Genomic DNA, 20908 nt, shown 5'->3' on the forward strand with positions numbered 1-20908 from the left:
GTAATCATGTCCCAGACAGAGTAATAGCCCGGTCCCGATGGTGGTCCTGAAAACAAGCCAGGTTTCGGTGGCGCACTGACAGGCGGTACTTTTGACCAGTCTGCATTATTTTTATCAGATGAAGAGTTGGTGTTGACTACTGTATTCTGCGCTGATTTATCTGCGAAAGCTTGTGAAGCTAAAATGATGATGATTCCCGTGATCAGGCCGAATTTGAGCAGACATTTTTTAGCGGTTGCAGTTATGAGTGACATAATGACTTGGTTATTGTTTTCTGATTGAGATTTTTTTTGGTTATATTTTGTACCGTTACAGCAATCTGGTCTGCCATGCGGCAAAGCTGGAACTGCCGGAATTGAGTGTTAATCATCATGAAAATCACCTTGTAATATTGATAACGTTGAATATGGCTATAAAAAAAATTTATATTCAATGTATATCAATATTCATGCCAACTATTAACCTATTGATAAATAATTAATTTATTGTTTAGTAAAGTATCAAAAATTTATGATTCTTAAAATTTTGTGATACGATTCACAAAAAACTGTGATTTATTGAATAATGATTAACGCGTTTAATGAACATTTTCGCTATTCGCCACTGTTTATTGCTGTAATTGATAAGGGGTTTGTCTGCCGTGATATCAATCCAAAATGGCGTAAATATCTGGGCTTATCAGATACAGCTGCGATTGCACTGCCAGTGGAGGAATTATTTAGCCATGAGAATGTATCCTCTCTTAAGAATCAAATCAGGGAGGTGATACATGAGAAGAGTGAAGTGTGCGGCAGGACAATATCTTTGAAAAAAATAGATTCTTCAATTAAATCAACACCGAGTGGATTGTTGTCGGTTTGGAGGATTCGACAAACTGACGATGAGCAGAAGCAAGTATTATTGGTGTTCACCGAGATGGCAGATTACACCCAGGCGGTCAATAAGCTCAATCAATTGCAAACGACGCATGAATTGATTCTCAACGCTGTGGGGGAGGGCATTTACGGCGTTGATAAATATGGTAATACAACCTTTGTTAATGAAGCGGCCACCCGGATATTGGGCTGGCGTGCTGAAGATGTCATTGGGAAATCATTACACGATATTCACCATCATTCCTATCCAGATGGTTCGCCTTATCCAAGTAGTGAGTGCCCAATTTATAACGCATTTACAGATGGCAAGGTGCACCAGGGAGATGATGAATTTTTCTGGCGTACAGACGGGACACCGGTTCCTGTTGAATATACCAGTACACCTATTCGTGAGAATGGTGAGGTAAAAGGGGCTGTTGTTGTCTATCGTGATATTACGGAACGCAGGAAAAACGAGCAGCAACGCGAGGCAGCTTATCTTCAAATAAAAACTTTAAAAGAACTGCTCGAACGGGAACGCGATTATTTGCGTGATGAAATTAATATCACCGTTAATTTCGGTGAGATTATTGGCGAAAGCCAGGCATTGAAACGTACACTGGCTCAGATTGAGGCAGTCTCTAGAACCTCAACCAGTGTGCTCATTTTAGGTGAATCCGGCGTTGGTAAGGAAATGGTTGCTCGGGCGATTCATGCTAATAGCGTCCGTGCGGAAAAACCGCTTGTTAAAGTTAATTGTGCCTCAATTCCTAAAGAGCTTTTTGAAAGCGAGTTCTTTGGGCATGTGCGCGGATCATTTACAGGCGCGCATCGTGACCGGGTCGGTCGGCTTCACCTTGCTGCAGGTGGTACGCTTTTTCTGGATGAGGTAGGTGAAATCCCGCTCGATTTACAAGGGAAATTATTACGTGCATTACAGGAGCAAGAGTTCGAACGTGTGGGCGATGACAAAACGATTAAGGTAGATGTGCGTATTGTTGCTGCGACTAATCGTGATTTGAAAGCAGAGGTTGAGTCCGGACGATTTCGTATGGATTTATATTATCGACTGAGCATTTTTCCTATCGAGGTGCCACCGCTGCGGGAACGAATCCAGGATATCGGACCACTTGCAATACAGTTTCTGAAAAATATTTGCCAGGAATTTGGACGCGAGCCATTATCATTGACTCGTCAACAGCTCGAATTTTTGAATAGCTATAGTTGGCCGGGTAATATCCGAGAGCTCAAAAATATAATCGAACGAGCGGTTATTCTTACAACGGGTCATCGGCTGAGACTCGACCTTGCCATGCCAGGCCATGCCCAAAATGGGAAATCGGAACCGATGCCACCATTTGATCAAACTGAAAAAGCTGGATTTGTGACTGATGCTGTTTTTCGTGAAAAAGAAAAATTAAATATGATTGCTGTTTTGCGACTTACAAACTGGCGTATATCGGGTACAGATGGTGCGGCTGCATTGCTTGGCATCAAACCATCCACGTTAGCTTATAGAATGAAGATACATGGTGTCAATAAGTCTGATTATCTATGATATTTTGTCTTTTTACATAACGAAATTCAGTGTTAGGCTACAAAAAGCCATTGAATTAACGCTAACTCTTTGATAATTTGATTGCAATTTCTTGAGTTTGGAAAGTTTCTCTAATTCAATCAACGGTTACGAATAATTTCATGGATAGCACTTCGATTCGCTTTCTCATCAGTATCGGGGACACGTAGCTGGATGATTTTACCATCTTTGTTTGTATCCATTCCATCAGTCTTTTATGCTTCATAAAAAAAATCAATTTGCAGCAATTCCTAGCTTAGTATCAGCAGCATCTTTTTATTATCAATATACTTAAGCACTTCAATTGAACATAATTTGAGTTGTTTTTCTATCTCTTTAAACTTATAAATCTTCCATTTGCTATAAACAGCATGTTGAGTGACACAAGGAGTCAATTTAGAAAATTGCTTAAAAAACCCGCAGCTCTATCATTTACCCTTTTATACTAAGCGGTATTCATTAGGCGAACGAATATTTTTTCTTTGACACATTTCAGGCATTATGGATTTATTGACTCAAGGTTTGCTCGGTGCAGGTATGGCGCAATCGGGTGCAAAAAATAATGAAACACGTATAGCTGCGGGTATCGGTTTTCTTGCGGGGATTATTGCTGATGCGGATATCCTGATTCAGTCTGAAAACGATCCGCTGCTCAATATCGAGTTTCACCGGCATTTTACGCACTCTATTTTTTTCGTCCCGCTGGGTGCACTGATTGCCGCTTTTCTGTTATGGCCCTTTTTACGCAAACGCTTGCCGTTTGCACGTATCTACCTGTTTGCTTTTCTTGGTTACTGTCTGAGTGGTATGCTGGATGCGTTTACCAGCTATGGCACGCATTTGTTATGGCCACTTGATGATGATCGTCTGGCGTTTAATATTATTTCCGTCATTGATCCGGTGTTTACCCTGATACTATTGATTGCAGTGATTATGGCATTCAGGAAATATACACATACCCCGGCACGTATGGGATTGTTACTGGCAGCCATTTACTTGTCACTGGGTTGGATGCAGCTGCAGCGTGCTGAAAACGTTGCTGCAACTTTGGCCCAGGAGAGGGGACACGCTATCGAACGACTACTGGTCAAACCGACGCTGGCCAATCTGGTACTCTGGCGTTCGATTTACCAGACTGAAGGTCGGCTATATGTAGATGCAATACGGGTCGGTCCTTTTTCAGATGCGCGTGTTTATCCAGGAGATTCTATCGAGTTATTTGATCTGGCACGCGATATGCCCGAGTTACCGGTATCTTCCCTGCTGGCGGGTGATATCAAACGTTTCACAACTTTTTCCGATGGTCTCGTTGCTATCTGGCCAGAACAGCCCGATGTGCTGATTGATGTACGCTATTCAAATCTGCCGATGAATCTGTCTCCGCTATGGGGCATTGAGATGGACGTCGCACAGCCAGATCAGCATGCCAGATATACCTTATATCGAGATGCATCTGGTGAAACACGAAAAAAATTCATGACGCTGTTAATGGGGAGGGATTTTGACTGATACTCGGTCATAACGAATAAGGCCGTTATTTCAATGCGGCAATCCATTTTGTATACAGGCGGTCAGCTACCGTATTGAGTTTCGTAACACGCTCTGTTAGATTGGTTTCTATTTCGGCTGGAGACTGTACGGAAGGCACATTTAGTTGTATGACTTCTTCAAAACTGACATCGCTCCAGTCTTTTACCATGCGTTCTGTCATCTCGACATGACATTGCATGCCCAGATGAATGCCCATGGCGAATGCCTGATTTTCACAATAGAGGCTGGAAAGTATGCACGTTGCTCCTTCTGGCAGGCTGAAAGATTCACCATGCCAGTGAAAAGTCTCGAATTCTGATAGGTCATCAAACCAGGCGCGTGCCACCGGGTTTTCTGGCACTTCGACTTTTCCCCAGCCCATTTCCTTGAATGGATCTTGCTTGACAACGCCACCCAATGCCTTGGCCATTAACTGACCACCCAGACAATGTCCCAATACGGGTATATCATGGGCGACTGCCAGTTTGATGAGCTTCAGTGATGATTCAATCCAGGGCAAATCATCATTTACGCTCATAGGGCCGCCCATAAAAACCAATCCGCTATATGAATCAACACTGTCTGGTGGTTCTGCGCCGGTATCAATTTTAATCAATTGCCATGGGATATGATTGTTGTCGAGAAATGTGGCAAAATAGCCGGGCCCTTCTATAGGTAAATGTCTAAAAATTGCAACTGGTTTCATAGGATTTCCTGCCGATAATTGTTTAAAAGATCTGATAGTCGTGTTTGATTTGTGTATCAATCATATTTTCTCCTGATAACATATGTCAATTTTGTTCCGGATTTCTTATTCGTGATTTCGATATGATCAATGTCATTTCCATCTTTTCAATTTTTTGACTAACCTTTTATTTTCTTGAAATTTTTTTATCAATGGCAGTAAGAAATAATTCTTTCACTGATATGGTGCGTGTCGAACAGTTGCGCAGAATAGAGTCTGTTAAAACTGCAGAACTATCCTATGCCAGTATTTCTGATATGGAGAATCAGGTTGCGGTCGATTTTAAATATACCGACTTTATACGGCGTCTCTCCGTGCGCGCGAATCGCCTGATACAGGATAACAGACTCGAAGACATCATCATAAAACCGAGAAAACAGTTCAGGCAGGCAAGTTGGGTCTGCATGACTGCTGCGGCTATTCTGGGTGGATTGGCTGCTGGCAATGCAGTTAGCGAGTCATATACATTAGATATTTATTGGTTGCTTACAGTGTTACTGGGGTTTAATCTGCTGTCGCTGATATTATGGGTCACCGGTATCACGTTTAATTTGCAGGGCTTGAGTAGTGGCGTTGCCGCGCAATTTGCGAGTTGGCTACCGTTTCGGAATAAAGAAAATGACTCAGTTGAATCATTGGCGAGGCGTGGCTGGTGGGAGAGTTGTTTGTCTGGAGGTGTCGGAAAATGGCGTATCAGCATCCTGACACATCAATTCTGGTTGGTTTATCTTACTGCAGGTCTTGTATTATTGATTCTGCTTATGCTGGCCAAACAATATAATTTTGTCTGGGGGACCACATTGTTGCCAGACAGCAGCCTGCCTAAACTGACTGAATCATTGGGCAAGCCATTGGTTTATATTGGTCTGGAAATACCGGATAGTCAGCAGATCGCGGCCAGCAGAATGGATACAGGAAGACAGGATGCAGCAACACGTGGAGCTTGGGCACGGTTTCTAATTGGTGTTTTATTGGTTTATGGTCTATTGCCACGAATTTTATTGCTTGCCGTATCGACTTTGATGCTGAGCTGGTCGGAGCATCGGTTCAAGTTGGATTTGTACTTACCTTATTTTATTGATTTGCGCCAACGCTTGATGGCGCGTAAAGTAAATCCAAAAATTATCGATGCGGACCCATTGGCCGGTGAGCAACCTGCCGAAGTTGCGCATCACCCTGTTAATCATACAATTCCGATTAATGCGCATGCTTTGGGTATCGAATTGGATGGTCAGATCAACTGGCCGGATTCTGTTACCTGTCGTTTGAATATTATAGATCAGCAAACGCATGAGGAAGCTATTGAACTGGTTAAAAAACTCAATGGATCATTGGTAATCGGTGTGGCGGTTTATCGTCTGCCGGATAGGGGTGTTCAACGCATCGTCAGGGATCTGATCGCTGCTACAGGCTGCAAGCCATGGCTGATTCTGCTGAATAAATATCCTGCTGTATCCGTGACAAACAATCGTGAGCTGGCCTGGTTTCGCTTGGCAGAAGCTTGTGCAATTCCTGCTGAACACGTGATTACTCAATAAACAATTCATGGTAAATAATAATTCCGCTTCACATTCTTTGCTGAATATTGCTGTGGTTGGACATACGAATACCGGTAAAACATCACTGATTCGTACGATGTTGCGCAGTACCGAATTTGGCGAGATTGAGGATGCGGCAGGTACGACACGCCATGTTGAACAGGCTACAATTTTTGTAGGCGATCTGCCCGTCTTGAATCTTCATGACACGCCCGGATTAGAGGACACACATGCATTGTTCGCATATTTAAAAAAGGCAAGTGCAAAGTCCAGATCGATAGCACCTGTAAAAATACTGGAAGATTTTGTCGCCAATATTTCCGTGCATGATTCATTGGAACAGGAGGCGAAGGTTATTCGCCAGGTTTTACGCAGCGACGTATTGCTGTATGTTATTGATGTGCGAGAGCCTTTCCTGGAAAAATACCGGATTGAGCTGGAAATACTCACCCGATCGGCAAAACCGATTATACCGGTCTTCAATTTTATCGCCGGGCATAAACAGGAACTGTTTCACTGGCGTGAACAACTGGCTACCTACAACATACATGCAACATTAGAATTCGATACGGTTGCATTTACATTTGATGCCGAGAAACGGCTGTACCAGAAAATTCAAACACTGGTGGAAGTGCATTATGATAATTTGCAGAAGCTGATTGATCATCGTGCAAAAGTATGGAAACAACTATGCTTGTCCGGCGCGAAGCGTATTGCAGAATTGGTGGTCAGTGTTGCCTGTTACCGTGAAAATAAGAGCCTGAAGAGCAATCAGTTAGTGGATCCATTGCATGAAGACCGAATACATAGTTTTGTACGAAAAGCAGAACAGAAATGCCTTAACGACCTGTTGTCTATTTTTAATTTCTCGGAAAAAGATGTTGCTATTCAAAAAATTCCAGTCAGTAATGGCCAATGGCAACTTGATATTTTTGCACCCGGAATACTCAAAGCTTACGGGTTGGATGTCGGTAGTGCTGCAGCGAAAGGGGCAGCGGCGGGAGCGGGTATCGATCTTATGGTCGGTGGCTTGAGCTTGGGGGCCGCGAGTGCGCTGGGTGCACTGGCTGGGGCTAGCTGGTCGACTTTTAAACGCTATGGAGATGAGATCAGGGCAACTGTTCAAGGTACAAAATGGTTATGTGTTGATGAAAATACACTGCAGGTACTCTACTTGCGTCAAAAGCAATTGCTGGAAAAACTGATGCATCGCGGCCATGCCGCCTGTGATACGGTGCAGGTCGATACGCCGGATAAAGCACAGTTGCCTGAAAATTGGACGGGATTCATCAGTACCCTACGCCAGAATCCGGCATGGCATGAATCTTCGGTATCCCGCAATAACAATAAACAGTATCTGGAAATTGAATCCAAACTGATCGCCGGTATTCTGGGGCAGTCTTCAAACAGTTTTTGAGTTATGTAATTTTATTATCATTCTTTTCCGTTTATACAGTGCTACGCCTTTTTTCCATAAATACATTGTGATAGGTTGTGCTGGAATAGGCTGCTTTGATCTAAGCAATCTCAATCCTGTGCCGTATATACAGCAATCTATTAAAACTAATCATTAGTTTTTCGAATTGATCATCAATATACCCGGCTTTAAGGAGTAAACATGGGCGCTGTGACAGCACGTACTGAAAAAAAAATTAAGGAAATAAATTTTTCATGGGAAGGTAAGGATAAAAACGGCAAACAAATTAAAGGCGAAATGAGTGCAGCCGGATCTGTTGTTGTGACTGCCGCATTGCGACGCCAAGGCATCAAGGTCACAAAAGTAAAAAAAACTTATCAAGCGGGCGGCAAAGTTACAGATAAAGACATCACACTCTTTACGCGTCAGCTTGCTACCATGATGAAATCCGGCGTTCCCTTGCTTCAAGCCTTTGATATTGTCGGTAAGGGGCACAGCAATCGTGCTTTAAGCAAATTATTGATGAATGTTAAAACCGAAGTTGAAACCGGCAGCAATCTGGCGGATGCTTTTCGCAAATATCCACTTTATTTTGACCAACTTTTTTGTAACCTCGTCGGTGCGGGAGAAGCTGCAGGTATTTTGGATACTTTACTTGATCGTTTGGCTACGTACAAAGAAAAAATTCAGGCTATTAAAGGGAAAATCAAATCTGCATTGTTTTACCCGATTTCCATTATTGTGGTCGCGTTTGTAATTACCGCTGTTCTCATGATTTTTGTTATTCCATCATTTAAAGATTTATTTGATGGTTTCGGCGCGGATTTGCCAGCACCAACGCTTTTTGTAATGACACTATCGGATTTTTTTGTGAGTTACTGGTGGGCAATTTTCGGTTTTGTGGGAGGCAGTCTTTACAGTTTTTTGTATGTTTGGAAGCGCTCAATAGCCGTACAAAAAGTGATGGATAGGCTGGTATTGAGATTGCCCGTATTGGGTGACGTGATTCGTAAAGCAACCATTGCGCGGTGGTCGCGGACATTATCAACCATGTTCGCTGCAGGTGTGCCGCTTGTTGAAGCACTGGATTCAGTTGCGGGTGCTGCAGGTAATTATGTTTATTATGAGGCGACCAAAAAGATTCAAGTTGATGTCAGTACGGGTAATGCATTGACATCGTCTATGACAACTACCGAATTATTTCCAAACATGGTGTTACAAATGGTCGCCATCGGTGAAGAGGCCGGTTCGTTGGATTCCATGTTGAGTAAAATTGCCGATTTCTTTGAGGCGGAAGTTGATGATGCAGTAGAAGCATTGTCCAGTCTTATGGAGCCAATGATCATGGTCGTGCTCGGTACATTGATTGGTGGTATGGTTGTTGCCATGTATTTGCCAATCTTTAAAATGGGTATGGCTGTCGGTTAGCCTTAATTAGTTAATTTACATAAATATAACAGCTGAATTGATGTGTCAGTCTGCAATTTTTATAATAGAAAAGCAAATTCTTAGAGGCGGCTTGTTAATAAAATTTTCCTTAATTCAAGTTCTGGCGCTAGAATCTTGATCACGGAAAAATCTGGTCAGTTTTAAATCAGGCCCTGCTTATTCTTGTTATATAGCGCAATTTCATAAATTCATTTCATTATGTCAATGATTAGTCAGTTGCATGATTCAGTTTCTTTCTTGATTACTTTTGCTGCCATTACTGGCCTAATGGTGGGTAGTTTTCTTAATGTCGTGATTTATCGTTTGCCTAAAATGATGGAAAGAAACTGGCGGCAGCAATGCGCGGAGTTTAGCGGTGAATCTATTGAAACACTGCCGACTTTTAATATTGCTTCCCCCCGTTCAACCTGTCCGCATTGCCATCATCAAATTGCTTTCTGGGAGAATATTCCCGTTTTGAGCTATCTTTTTTTAAGGGGGCGTTGTGCTGAATGCCACACACCAATCTCATTGCGCTACCCTCTGATTGAAGTTACTACAAGCATAATGAGCGGTTTTGTGGCCTGGCACTTTGGTTTTGGATGGATGATGGTGGCAGCCTTGATTTTTGTTTGGGCGCTGATTGCATTGGCTGCCATTGATATTGATACGCAACTATTGCCGGATGATATTACGTTGCCGCTACTTTGGCTTGGATTGCTTGTCAATATTCACGGCGGGTTTACCGAATTGCATTCCGCAGTCATTGGTGCCGTTGCAGGTTACCTGTCGTTATGGGCGATTTACTGGTTTTTTAAAATAATTACCGGAAAAGAAGGTATGGGTTACGGTGATTTTAAATTGCTGGCTGCCATTGGTGCCTGGCTTGGGTGGAGCGTATTGCCACTGGTAATACTTTTTTCTTCGCTGGTTGGCGCGGTTGCCGGTGTTGGGCTGATTATTGCAACCAAACTCAATAAGGGTGTTATGATTCCTTTTGGTCCATATCTGGCTGGAGGTGCGTTGATTGCTTTATTCTGGGGGCATGAAATTACGCATGCTTATTTCGGATTATTCTGATTCGTGGTGTTGACAGTTGGCTTGACTGGCGGAATCGGTTGCGGGAAATCCAGTGCTGCCAAAATATTTACAGAACTGGGTATCGATGTGATCGATACCGACCTGATCGCACATGAGTTGACACAATCAAACGGCGTAGCGATTGCGTCGATACGCAGTCTGTTTGGTAATGCTTTCATTACCCTGGAGGGCGAACTTGATAGAAAAAAAATGCGCCAGCTTATTTTTGCCGATAACAGTCAGCGTGATCAACTGGAAGCACTGCTGCACCCACTGATTCTCGCAGAGACCGTTCGCCGTGTTCAGCGCTCTCAGTCTTCTTATGTAGTTGTAGCCATTCCATTACTATTTGAGACAAGTGATTATGATCATTTGATTCAGCGCATCCTGGTTATTGACTGTGATGAGCAGTTGCAGATCACACGCACGATGGCGCGCAGCCGTTTAAATGCTGAAGAAGTCAGAGCCATAATGGCGGTTCAGATCAACCGTCAGCATCGCCTGAAAAATGCTGATGATATTGTCGTCAATAATCAGGGCATCGATAATCTGCATGAACAGATTTTAAGGCTTCATCAAAATTATCTTATCTTGTCCGCCAGCGATCACCCTTCAAAATAACGCTTGAAGTTTATAACGCGATTACATTTTTGTTGATCGAAACCTGTGAATTAGAATTGAGGTTAAGTTGATAGAAAAATCACTTGATCCGAGGGTATGTCCTGTAGTAAAAAGAACCCATGTATCATACCGGTCCAAGCACACAAAAATGAATGCAGGCAAAAAACTGTCCGGTAGATGATTTTTATTTTCATGGCGCGAGAATTATTCAGTGATTATTAGCTCAGTTCGACAGGAATTAATTCAATTTACTTTGTTACCGCGATCCGCTATCGGGTTCCAACGTTTTTCACTAACCATTCTACTAGTTGTGTTCACCAGTTTGTTTGTGGGCTGCACGACCCCTTTTAGAGCACCTGTGCCGACTACAATTCCATCCAAAACAACAAGCATACACAAGCCCTCTCCAAATGCACCCTATAACAGAACCTATACAGTCAAAGGCAAAACCTATTATCCAATGCGTTCGGCGGTCGGTTATAGCGAAAAGGGCATAGCCTCATGGTATGGATCAGAATCTGGCAATCGAACTGCCATGGGTGTCCGCTTTAATCCACATGAACTGACAGCCGCGCACAAAACCTTGCCCTTGCCGACCAAGGTCAGGGTGACCAATTTGCGTAATGGTCGATCGGTGGATGTCATTGTAAATGACCGCGGTCCTTTCAAAAGAAATAGAATCATTGATTTGTCCCATGGTGCGGCAAAAAAAATCGGTCTGGACAAACATGGGTTGGCTGAAGTAAGAGTGGAATACCTGGATACACTGGCAAGTAACCCTTAGTCAGTACTTATTTTTCAGTTTACATGATGAAAAGCCAGTACGCTCGGGCTAGCTTAGACATGTCGTTATAAATATACTCGAGGCAGTCGATGAAAGTCGCTGCAAACGACAAAACTTCCGGCAGCAAATTTTGAGTGGCGGAAGTCGACTCGAGACGCGAAAGTAGACAGTGTGTTACGACAAAGCAAACTTTTTGTCTGATAAACAAGTATTTTAATCTTTTTTATACCGGGAAGTAACGTCGATAATTTTCAACAGCTTGCTAAAGCGGCTGTTTTTACGAGGCTCATTACACATATCAACCATGAAAGTATACGCCACTCCTGACCTTATGAATATGCTGCGGCAGCTCATTGCCAAGCCCTCAATGAGTAGCGTCAGCCCGTCATTTGATGTCAGTAATCGTGAAGTCATTGATCTGCTGGCCGGGTGGTTTGAATCGCTTGGGTTTGCGGTGGAAATTATGCCATTGCTGAAACAACCGCATAAAGCAAATCTGCTGGCGACAATAGGGCCTGCCCGGGACAAAGAGAAGAACCAGGGTTTGATGCTGGCCGGACACACTGATACTGTGCCCTATGATGAAAAATTCTGGCACCATAACCCGTTTAAGTTGACTGAGCAGGATAATCGTCTGTATGGACTTGGCACAACTGACATGAAAAGCTTTTTTGCATTGATCATTGAAGCCGTTAAGCGATTTGATACATCCCGATTCAAACAACCTCTGGTTATACTGGCCACTGCCGATGAAGAAAGCTCAATGGAAGGTGCGGAAATGTTGCTGCAAAAAGAATGCCCACCGGTGCGGTACGCTGTCATTGGCGAACCGACTGGACTCAAACCGGTAAACGCGCATAAAGGCATATCGATGAACAGCATACGACTAATCGGACGGGGAGGACATTCCAGTAATCCTGCACTGGGACTGAATGCAATGGAATATATGCACCAGGTGCTTGGCGAGCTGCTTGACTGGCGTACAGACCTGCAACGCCGATACCGGGATGAACAATTTGCCGTGCCGGTACCCACGCTCAATCTCGGACATATTCATGGTGGTGACAACCCCAACCGCATTTGCGATCAGTGTGAGGTTCATTTTGACATGCGTCCACTGCCAGGAATGGATAGCAACGCGTTACACCAAGAATTGCATGCGCGCCTGGAAAAGATACTGAATAGCACCGGTGTCAACTGGGCATTGTTTCCGCTGATACACGGTACGCCGCCGATGCACACGCCTATCGATTCGCCCATTGTGAGAAGTTGCGAGCATCACTGCCATGCCGCTGCGCACGCAGTTGCTTTCTGTACCGAAGGTCCTTACCTAACCCAACTTGGCATCGATACAGTTATCCTAGGTCCCGGTAATATCGCACAGGCGCATCAACCTGATGAATTTATTGAGCTGTCGAGTATTCAGCCCTGCGTAGAAATTCTGTCTGAGTTAATTGCGGAATACTGTTTGTAGATGACCGAGTGCGCCATATCCGACAACCATTTCAGAAAATGAAAAAAACAGCTTAGCAATATTGACCAATACAAACCTGGCTTTCCGGGTTCATAGCTTTTTTTAATTCGATTAACGTCTATGCTTTCCTATTCTTTCTCAACCATCAAATACCCGACATTTTGTTTGCACTTCACATCGCGCGATTACAACAGATTCACAGATATGTAAGTTCTGGATGCATCCACTTTTGATTTTACCGGCTAATCGGCTTGTACCGTATCCGCTTCGGTTTCGCACCTTCTTCGCCAAGACGTTTGATCTTGTCGGCTTCATATTCATGATAGTTACCGTTGAAGAACGTCCAGTGCGATTCGCCTTCAGCGGCAAGGATATGAGTAGCGATGCGGTCGAGGAACCAGCGGTCGTGCGATATGACGAGGACGCAACCGGCGAATTCGAGCAGGGCGTCTTCGAGTGCGCGCAGGGTTTCCACGTCGAGATCATTGGACGGTTCGTCGAGCAGCAGTACATTGCCGCCCGATATGAGTGTTTGCGCGAGATGCAGGCGCCCGCGCTCGCCACCGGAGAGCTGACCTACGATTTTCTGCTGATCGCCGCCCTTGAAATTGAAGCGACCGAGATATGCGCGGGCAGGGGTGGTGTATTTGCCGACAGTGAGCAGGTCGTTGCCGCCGGAGATGGCGTCGAATACAGTTTTGTCGTTTTCCAGTGAATCGCGCGCTTGGTCGACATGGGCAATGTTGACGGTGGGTCCGATTTTAACTTCGCCTGAATCAGGTTGTTCCTTGCCGGTGATGAGCTTAAACAGCGTAGATTTACCCGCGCCATTCGGGCCGATAATACCGACAATCGCACCGGGGGGCATCTGAAAACTCAAGCCGTCGATCAGTAACCGGTCGCCATAGGCCTTGGACACATCTGTGAATTCGATGACTTCGTTACCAAGTCGCTCACCTGGAGGGATATAGATTTCCTGCGTTTCGTTGCGTTGTTGATATTCCTGAGAATTAAGTTCTTCGAACCGAGCGATACGTGCTTTCGATTTTGCCTGGCGGCCTTTTGGATTTTGCCGTACCCATTCAAGTTCTTTTTTCATCGCTTTCATATGCGCGTCGATCTGTTTGCTTTCCTGCTCCAGACGCGCTTCTTTCTGCTCCAGCCAGCTTGAGTAGTTGCCTTTCCACGGAATGCCCTGCCCGCGGTCGAGTTCGAGTATCCATTCGGCAGCGTTGTCGAGGAAATAACGGTCGTGCGTAACCGCCACCACGGTTCCAGGAAAGCGCACCAAAAACTGTTCCAGCCATTCGACCGATTCAGCATCGAGATGATTGGTGGGTTCGTCGAGCAGCAGCATATCGGGTTTTTCCAGTAACAGCTTGCACAAGGCTACGCGGCGTTTTTCCCCGCCGGAAAGATTTTTAATCACACCATCCCATGGCGGCAGGCGTAACGCATCCGCTGCGATTTCCATCTGATTCTCGGTATCGCTCCCTGCAGTGGCCAGTATGGATTCCAGTCGCGCCTGTTCTTCAGCCAGTGCGTCAAAATCAGCCCCTTCTTCTGCATAAGCGGCATAAACAGCATCAAGCTTTTTCTGCGCCTCGATAATCTCCCCCATGCCTGCTTCTACTTCTTGACGCACGGTGTGGTCAGGGTTCAGTTGTGGCTCCTGCTGCAGGTAGCCGATACGTATGTCGGACAGGCGTTGTACTTCGCCGTCGTATTCGGTGTCCACACCTGCCATGATACGCAACACAGTGGATTTTCCGGAACCATTGAGTCCCAGCAGGCCGATTTTTGCACCGGGAAAGAAACTCAGTGAAATATCCTTAATGATTTGACGTTTCGGTGGAACGATTTTGCTCACGCGGAGCATAGACATGACATATTGGGCCATTTGTTAGACTATAAAAGTGAAAAAAACATTATTGATTGGATATACAGAAGAATAGAGTGTAACGCAGCTTTTCCACCAATGAAAGTGGGCAAGTATGATTGTAGATTACGTACCCCGAACACGGGTAATTGAAACAAATTTATGGTTCTCGTCGAGAACCAGCTCAAATATACCCCGCACGCCGTCTGCCTGCACTACCGAGCGTAAAATTTTAGCGGGGAAACGTATGATACGGCCATCTGTTGTTTTTGTCACGACGGTACTTGCTACGCCTTCGTAATAATAAATTAGTTTTTGCGGAGAGATATTGAGAACGATATGTAAACGCTGATGCATTGCACTAATCAATAAAAAAATACCAATGCAGATTGTTCGTATAAATAATTATGTGCATCAAGAGGCTCTTGGTGCAAACATGATGATTGCCATGCCAATAAGTGCTACGGATGCGCCTACCATGTCCCAGAAGGTAGGCCTGATTCCATCTACTGCCCATAACCAGAAAATGGCGACGAAAATGTACATGCCACCATACGCTGCATAGACCCGGCCTGCAGCAGTCGGGTGTAATGTCAGGCACCATGCAAACGCAGCAAGACTCAATCCGGCCGGGATTAATAGCCATGCAGTTTTTCCCTGTGTGAGCCAAAGATAAACAAGATAGCAGCCAACGATTTCCATCAAAGCTGTTGCAAAAAAAAGTGAAACGGTTTTAATTGCAAACATGATTCAATAGTATGTGGTTCTTTGTTTATTTAAGATTTGTATCTGCAAAGTATCTTATTGAAACCGTTTATTCCGCTAATCAACCTGATGTGGTGCAGACGGGCTTAACCGTTCTCGAAAGTATTGATTCAACAGTCGGTTGTCAGGATCATATTGCTGCCGGTATGTTTCAAATTTGTCAAGGCGACTGCCGAATGCAGCGCGTGCTTGTGACGGGGTGATGCCGCGCGTCTGATTGAATAATGGAACGCCACCCAGATTGCTGCAAAATTCGTTATAGGCGGTAATAAAGTCCTCCCAGCCTGGATCACCGGTAGAAACCGGGTCGAGAGTCATGACGTTACCTGCTGATGAATAAGAAAACAAGGAGTTGTCATCCTTAAGAATGCGGTAAGCGACGTTCAGCATATTACAGCGATAACCATGCTGCTGATAGTAATTTCGGCAGAACTGGAAGTAAGCGGGCAGGATTTCAGAGTATTTTTCTTCCGGGAAGGCCCAGATGCTGAATGTATATTTAGTCCAGGTGGATTGATGCGGATAACGAATAATCTGATCTGTTGCACTGGTTCCGGATGGACTCTTGAGTATCCGTTCCAGAACCAGTTGAACTTTCTGGTTAAAAAAATCAACCAGTTTGTAACGTATGGTTTTGAAAGGAATAAATCGGGTCAGAATATACCCGACACCGGGGGCTAGATTTTTCCATGTCCAGTTTCTCAATTTCCACTGCCAAGTGCCTGTTGGCTTAGTGGGGGTATTATCAATATATTTTCGAAACTCCACCGCAATTTCATTCAGAAATGGAAACAAATAGAACATCATTGATTCCTGCTCAGTATCCGGACGGTTGGTCAATGCGGGCAAGGTCTGAATAAATTCATCAAGTGTATAGGTCTTGTGACGCAACGCCAGGGATTGTGCAGGCCGTACTTTAAATGTGACCTCATAGATAATGCCGAACAAGCCATAACTCGAGCGCGCCATTCGCAGCAGTTCAGGTTCGGATTCGTTGATTTCAATACATTCTCCCTGTGGCGTGACCATTTTCAATACTGTTGCATAGGAGCAGACTTGACCGAACTCCCCGGGCATTGATGCATCTTTGGTACCGCCGCTGGATGCGCTGCCCAGAGACAAATTGCCAAGCTCTACATTGACAAAAAACTGCAGCCCTTTTTCGCACAGCGCATGCGCGACATCAATATATAATGCGCCTGCCTGAACAGTCACCGTATGATTTTCAGTGCTGATATCCAGAATTTTGTTAAAGGCAGTCATGTCGACAATGGTGCCACCGTTGGCGACAGCGCATTGCGTGGTCGAGTGATTTGACCCAATCGCGCGTATCGGAGCCGGAAAGGTTTCAGTATCCTTTAATAAGGTGATCAAATCGTCCACCGAGTCGGGTTTTACAACCACCCTGGGATGGGAAACAATGGTTTTACCCCAATTGCTAAATTGCGATGAAGTCTGTATCTGTACTTGCATGACTATGTCCGCTTAGGCCAGGGTGCAAAAGCATTTGTTACATTAGTCAGGACGGGTGCTAACCCGGGATGATGGCGGCGCAAAACAGTCAGCATGGAATTGTTTTCTATCCAATCGAGGCCTTCCTGAGTATAGATTTCGGCTCTGTAATCATCCGTAAAAAAGCGATCGCTTTTCAACCGGCGCGAAGCCATCAGAATAAAAACTCTGAATGCGGTGTCGCTGAAGCCGAATCCTTCGGGAAGATCTTCGGCATAAAGACCCACCATTAAATCAACCTGATTTATATCATTGTCGTATATTACTCTGAGTTCTTGTGCCCATTGAGAGTTGCTGGTGATCTCTTCAAACGAGTTCACGCGTTCACGCCCCACCAGTTCGCGAAAGCGGTTGTAACGCGGCACGCCGCGCTCCCTGTCGCGTAGAATGTCTACTGCGGCCAGATCAAATGCTTCGCCCGTTGGTTTGACCAGCTTGCGCAGAAAGTTGGGATAGTTATGCAGCGTTAATGCACCTGGGTGTGCAATACCAAATGAGTAAAACAGATTCTCCATGCCGATATCTTCCATCATCGGGCGGGCTTGTTTGTCGAACCCCGCCATGAATGGTTTGCTGGTAAGAAATTTTCCATCCCGATGAGAATAGAAATCAAATTGATCGGGTACCAGTGGATGCATACGGTAGACAGAAACAAATTCTTCTGTCAGGTAATAAGGTGCAGCATGATGTTCAGCCTTTGAGCCCGGTATGCCACTGAGTATCTCACTATTGCCGATGCGGCCAAACATGTTTTTGAATTTCCTGCCCAGCAAGCCCCACCAGTTGATATTCATTGCCATTGCGGTGGCTGGATGTGGAAGAATAGCCGGTGTCCATTCGACCGTATGAATTTTTGCAATCAGCGCTGCGTTGATGAGTCGTGCATGATTAAAAAGCTGCTCGTCATTCCATTGTGGATAGGCCTGTTTGAGATGATCACAGATGCTGTTATGTTCCTTGACGAATAAGGTGTGCAGCATGCTTAATCCGAACCACCAGGTGCCGGGGAAGGCGACCAGGTCAATTTTCAGTTCCGGATCGAAGGGTAAGAAACCACTTTTTTCAATACGCATTTTTCCATCAGTATGCGAACGGAGTTTGTCGATGGTTTCCTGATTGCTGCCATATATCTGGGAAGCATCCCACCAGTGTGTTTCGGTGTTGACAAACGTTTGCGGTTCGTCTGAAGCGGCTGGGCGGCTTTGATCAGCGAGCGTTTTGTCAATCTTCATTGGACGTTGATCCTGCGGCCAGGTATCTTTACCTTCGATTGGCACTTCCCATTGATTGTCAGGTTGATTACGCCCGTGCGAGAACCAGTCATGTGTCTGGAATTGAATCCAGGAAGCCGCGTTGATATTCAAAATAGTTGCTGGAATAAAGTTATTTCGAGTAAGCAATGCCTGGCTTACCTTTCGGCTGTTGGGGCTGTGTATGTTGGGTGTATCTGTGATGGAATCCTGCAATGGTACATTGCGTCCAAAGCGGGTTCCGGCCATGCCCATTTCCGGATGTTTAAGGTCATTAAAACTGCCATCGATCGTGCGGGTGGTCAAATAGGATTGACTGGTGTCGGGAACGGGCTTGGGGAGCTTGTCGGAGTGAGGTAAGTGGGCGGTGTCGTGAAGATTTTTTTTTCTTAATTGAGTGCGAAACTGAATGAGTCTCAGCAAAGCGAGTAAAACGGGTAATTTATGCCAGGGACGATTAAACATTTTAACGACTCCCAGAAAATGTAAAGGACTTATACGCTAGTCATACGGGTAAACCTTGAACCTCGTTGTTTTATATTTAATTTTGCTAAACTTGGCGGAACAAATTTGTGCAGCTTATTGCCCTGAAACTGTTTGCAGAAAATGACCCCAGTGCCTGAATGAACTCGTTAAAAAACGGTGAATATCAGTGTCTCTGCTTGCTGAAGCGTACGCAATGACCAAGGGGTTGTCAATTTTTTTGACACATTACAATGACAACAACCGGTGTTGTCAGTGCATTTGATGCCATTGTTTCAGGCTAGAAATTCATTCTGTTCGTATGAGTGATGAAAATGGCTAGGCATAAGGAATTCAATTGCGGTTCCCAGGTTGTGGAACAACATTATTTTGTCAGTGCATATTGATAAAATTATCCATCTTTCTCAAAATGTAATATAGCTCTCTTGCGATATAACGTTTAAGACAGCGAAGCGCTTCAAGTTTCGTGTGGTCCTGAGTTAAATGTTTCTCAACTTACTCTTTAGTTCTGACGTCTGTCTTCGGTCTCTCTATTGCAATAATATGCAGCGCGCTGCTGGCTGCTCTATCGCCATCACGATTCAATCTGTTTCTGTTGACCTTGCTTGGTGAGGCAGGAATTGACTTGACACCGCATAATGCGGCAAAGTCAGCTTCAGACTTTAAGCGTTCCGGGTTGTTTCCTACGGTAATAAGTGACTATGCCGCAGATATATATCCAATGGCTTTGCCTGCAATCAGTTCGGGGATAATTCATTAACAATGACTGAAATCATTACACCCAAATTCGCAATTTCGTTATGTGACTCCAAATATCTACATGCAAGTGATTTGAATATAATTTTGTATGTAGTTGAAATATCGTGATACCCACTCAGATCTGGTCACCGGGCAGCAGAAGTCTGTATTAATTGCATTCGAGTCAATGTACGTAGTGATCCACGAATAGCTTCAGGTGCGGAAGTTGAGAAACGCCTGGTAATTAGATCTTTGAGTTGCTATATCTTGTGGAATTTGTGAATAATTCGCTTGAGTAAGGTCAGATTGCCATGAAAGAAATGTCCGACACCAGGAACGACAACAATCGGTAATGAAAGTGGAGCTGCCCAGTCGAGCACCGTATTTAACGGGATAATTTCATCTTTGTTGCCATGAATGATTAAAGTATGCTCGCGTATTTCTTGGAGGAGCGGCGTGTTTGTTTGTTGTATGGATGGTGCTATCAAAATCAGCGATTGTGGATTTAACCGTTCGACTGCACGTAACTGAACACCGCCACCAAACGAGAAACCGGCGAGTAGCAGCGGCATTTCACTTGAATGATCATGAAACTGATTTTGAATGGTCTGTGTTACGGCGGCAACATCGTCGACTTCGCCAGTGCCGTGGTCAAAAATACCTTCGCTTTCACCGACACCGCGAAAATTGAATTTGACTGCAATAAATCCGAGTTCAAGTGTGCTGTTGAATAAGGTATATACCACTTTGTTGTCCATCGTTCCGCCATGTAGCGGGTGAGGGTGTGCAATTACTGCGATGCCTCTGGGCCTGATTTTTGGTTCCGCCAGTATGGTTTCAATTTTGCCAGCGGGGCCGTCAATGAAAAATTTATGCATAAAAAATTCAGTACAATCAATATTGATGGCGTACTAGATTTTTAAACGTTCTACAATGCGGCCATTGATCAGATGTTCATTGATAATTTCATCGATATCCTCTTTGTCTATGTAGGTATACCAGACTTCTTCTGGATAAACGACGATAACCGGGCCTTCGTCACAACGGTCAAGGCAACCGGCGTTGTTAATGCGCACCTTGTTTTTACCATGCAGTTTGAGCGCTTTAATTCGTCCTTTGGCATAATCACGGAGCTCTTGTGCACCCATGTTGTTACAGCAGACGGCATTGTCCGCGCGTTGATTGGTACAAAAGAATACATGGTGTTGATAGTAATTCATTTTGATCGCTAGAG

General features: G+C 44.6%; 18 protein-coding genes and 1 pseudogene. 9 read left to right on the plus strand and 10 right to left on the minus strand.

Annotated features, from left to right (window positions below):
- Positions 1-254: pseudogene (locus C8R11_RS07550) on the minus strand (alginate export family protein); the annotation flags it as partial.
- 310 nt (positions 255-564) lie between these two features.
- Between C8R11_RS07550 and C8R11_RS07555 the strand changes: the two are divergent.
- Both C8R11_RS07555 and C8R11_RS07560 read left to right on the plus strand, forming a co-directional pair.
- Entirely contained in the window at positions 565-2412 is a 1848-nt protein-coding gene (locus C8R11_RS07555) for a sigma 54-interacting transcriptional regulator (protein ID WP_107795183.1), read from the plus strand.
- A 519-nt stretch (positions 2413-2931) separates the two neighbouring features.
- Positions 2932-3939: a metal-dependent hydrolase gene (locus C8R11_RS07560; RefSeq protein ID WP_107795184.1), complete on the plus strand. Its 1008-nt coding sequence runs from the start codon at positions 2932-2934 to the stop codon at positions 3937-3939.
- Positions 3940-3964: 25 nt separating this feature from the next.
- Here the strand turns inward: C8R11_RS07560 and C8R11_RS07565 are convergent, their stop codons facing one another.
- Positions 3965-4666 (minus strand): type 1 glutamine amidotransferase, encoded by a 702-nt coding sequence (locus C8R11_RS07565; protein WP_107795185.1) that lies wholly within the window; start codon positions 4664-4666, stop codon positions 3965-3967.
- A 191-nt stretch (positions 4667-4857) separates the two neighbouring features.
- Here C8R11_RS07565 and C8R11_RS07570 point away from each other — a divergent pair, with 191 nt between their 5' ends.
- From C8R11_RS07570 to argE, 7 genes are all read left to right on the plus strand, one after another.
- A complete protein-coding gene (locus tag C8R11_RS07570; RefSeq protein ID WP_107795186.1) occupies positions 4858-6243 on the plus strand; it encodes a DUF2868 domain-containing protein in 1386 nt (461 codons plus the stop codon).
- Positions 6244-6250: 7 nt separating this feature from the next.
- Complete coding sequence (locus C8R11_RS07575; RefSeq protein WP_107795187.1) at positions 6251-7660, plus strand: GTPase/DUF3482 domain-containing protein; 1410 nt, start codon at positions 6251-6253, stop codon at positions 7658-7660.
- Positions 7661-7861: 201 nt separating this feature from the next.
- Positions 7862-9088 carry a type II secretion system F family protein gene (locus C8R11_RS07580; RefSeq protein WP_107795188.1) on the plus strand — a complete coding sequence of 409 codons (1227 nt, stop codon included), beginning with the start codon at positions 7862-7864 and terminating at the stop codon, positions 9086-9088.
- Positions 9089-9307: 219 nt separating this feature from the next.
- Positions 9308-10168, plus strand: a complete 861-nt coding sequence (locus C8R11_RS07585; protein ID WP_107795189.1) for a prepilin peptidase — start codon at positions 9308-9310, stop codon at positions 10166-10168.
- A 6-nt stretch (positions 10169-10174) separates the two neighbouring features.
- The gene (gene coaE / locus C8R11_RS07590) at positions 10175-10789 is read left to right on the plus strand and encodes a dephospho-CoA kinase (RefSeq protein WP_342352463.1); all 615 of its coding nucleotides are present in this window, start codon (positions 10175-10177) and stop codon (positions 10787-10789) included.
- A 211-nt stretch (positions 10790-11000) separates the two neighbouring features.
- Entirely contained in the window at positions 11001-11573 is a 573-nt protein-coding gene (locus C8R11_RS16690; RefSeq protein WP_244907598.1) for a septal ring lytic transglycosylase RlpA family protein, read from the plus strand.
- A 304-nt stretch (positions 11574-11877) separates the two neighbouring features.
- The gene (gene argE, locus C8R11_RS07600) at positions 11878-13047 is read left to right on the plus strand and encodes an acetylornithine deacetylase (protein ID WP_107795191.1); all 1170 of its coding nucleotides are present in this window, start codon (positions 11878-11880) and stop codon (positions 13045-13047) included.
- A gap of 235 nt (positions 13048-13282) precedes the next feature.
- Here argE and ettA read toward each other — a convergent pair whose 3' ends face one another.
- From ettA to C8R11_RS07640, 8 genes are all read right to left on the minus strand, one after another.
- Positions 13283-14947 (minus strand): energy-dependent translational throttle protein EttA, encoded by a 1665-nt coding sequence (gene ettA, locus C8R11_RS07605; protein WP_090701896.1) that lies wholly within the window; start codon positions 14945-14947, stop codon positions 13283-13285.
- A 105-nt stretch (positions 14948-15052) separates the two neighbouring features.
- The gene (locus C8R11_RS07610; protein ID WP_107795192.1) at positions 15053-15283 is read right to left on the minus strand and encodes a DUF2835 domain-containing protein; all 231 of its coding nucleotides are present in this window, start codon (positions 15281-15283) and stop codon (positions 15053-15055) included.
- A gap of 57 nt (positions 15284-15340) precedes the next feature.
- Positions 15341-15673, minus strand: coding sequence for a YnfA family protein (locus C8R11_RS07615; protein WP_090701893.1), 333 nt, complete (start codon positions 15671-15673; stop codon positions 15341-15343).
- Positions 15674-15748: 75 nt separating this feature from the next.
- Complete coding sequence (locus C8R11_RS07620) at positions 15749-17164, minus strand: FAD-binding oxidoreductase (RefSeq protein WP_107795193.1); 1416 nt, start codon at positions 17162-17164, stop codon at positions 15749-15751.
- Between the two features lie 2 nt (positions 17165-17166).
- Positions 17167-18918 carry a peroxidase family protein gene (locus tag C8R11_RS07625; RefSeq protein ID WP_107795194.1) on the minus strand — a complete coding sequence of 584 codons (1752 nt, stop codon included), beginning with the start codon at positions 18916-18918 and terminating at the stop codon, positions 17167-17169.
- Between the two features lie 513 nt (positions 18919-19431).
- Complete coding sequence (locus C8R11_RS17140; RefSeq protein ID WP_219908571.1) at positions 19432-19629, minus strand: transposase; 198 nt, start codon at positions 19627-19629, stop codon at positions 19432-19434.
- 305 nt (positions 19630-19934) lie between these two features.
- Positions 19935-20552, minus strand: a complete 618-nt coding sequence (locus C8R11_RS07635) for an alpha/beta hydrolase (RefSeq protein WP_107795195.1) — start codon at positions 20550-20552, stop codon at positions 19935-19937.
- Positions 20553-20585: 33 nt separating this feature from the next.
- On the minus strand, positions 20586-20894 hold the full coding sequence (locus C8R11_RS07640) for a (2Fe-2S) ferredoxin domain-containing protein (protein WP_090701883.1): 309 nt from the start codon (positions 20892-20894) through the stop codon (positions 20586-20588).
- Positions 20895-20908 lie beyond the last annotated feature (14 nt).

Origin of the sequence: Nitrosomonas aestuarii, from assembly GCF_003046585.1 — a bacterium.
In the GTDB taxonomy this organism is placed as follows: domain Bacteria; phylum Pseudomonadota; class Gammaproteobacteria; order Burkholderiales; family Nitrosomonadaceae; genus Nitrosomonas; species Nitrosomonas aestuarii.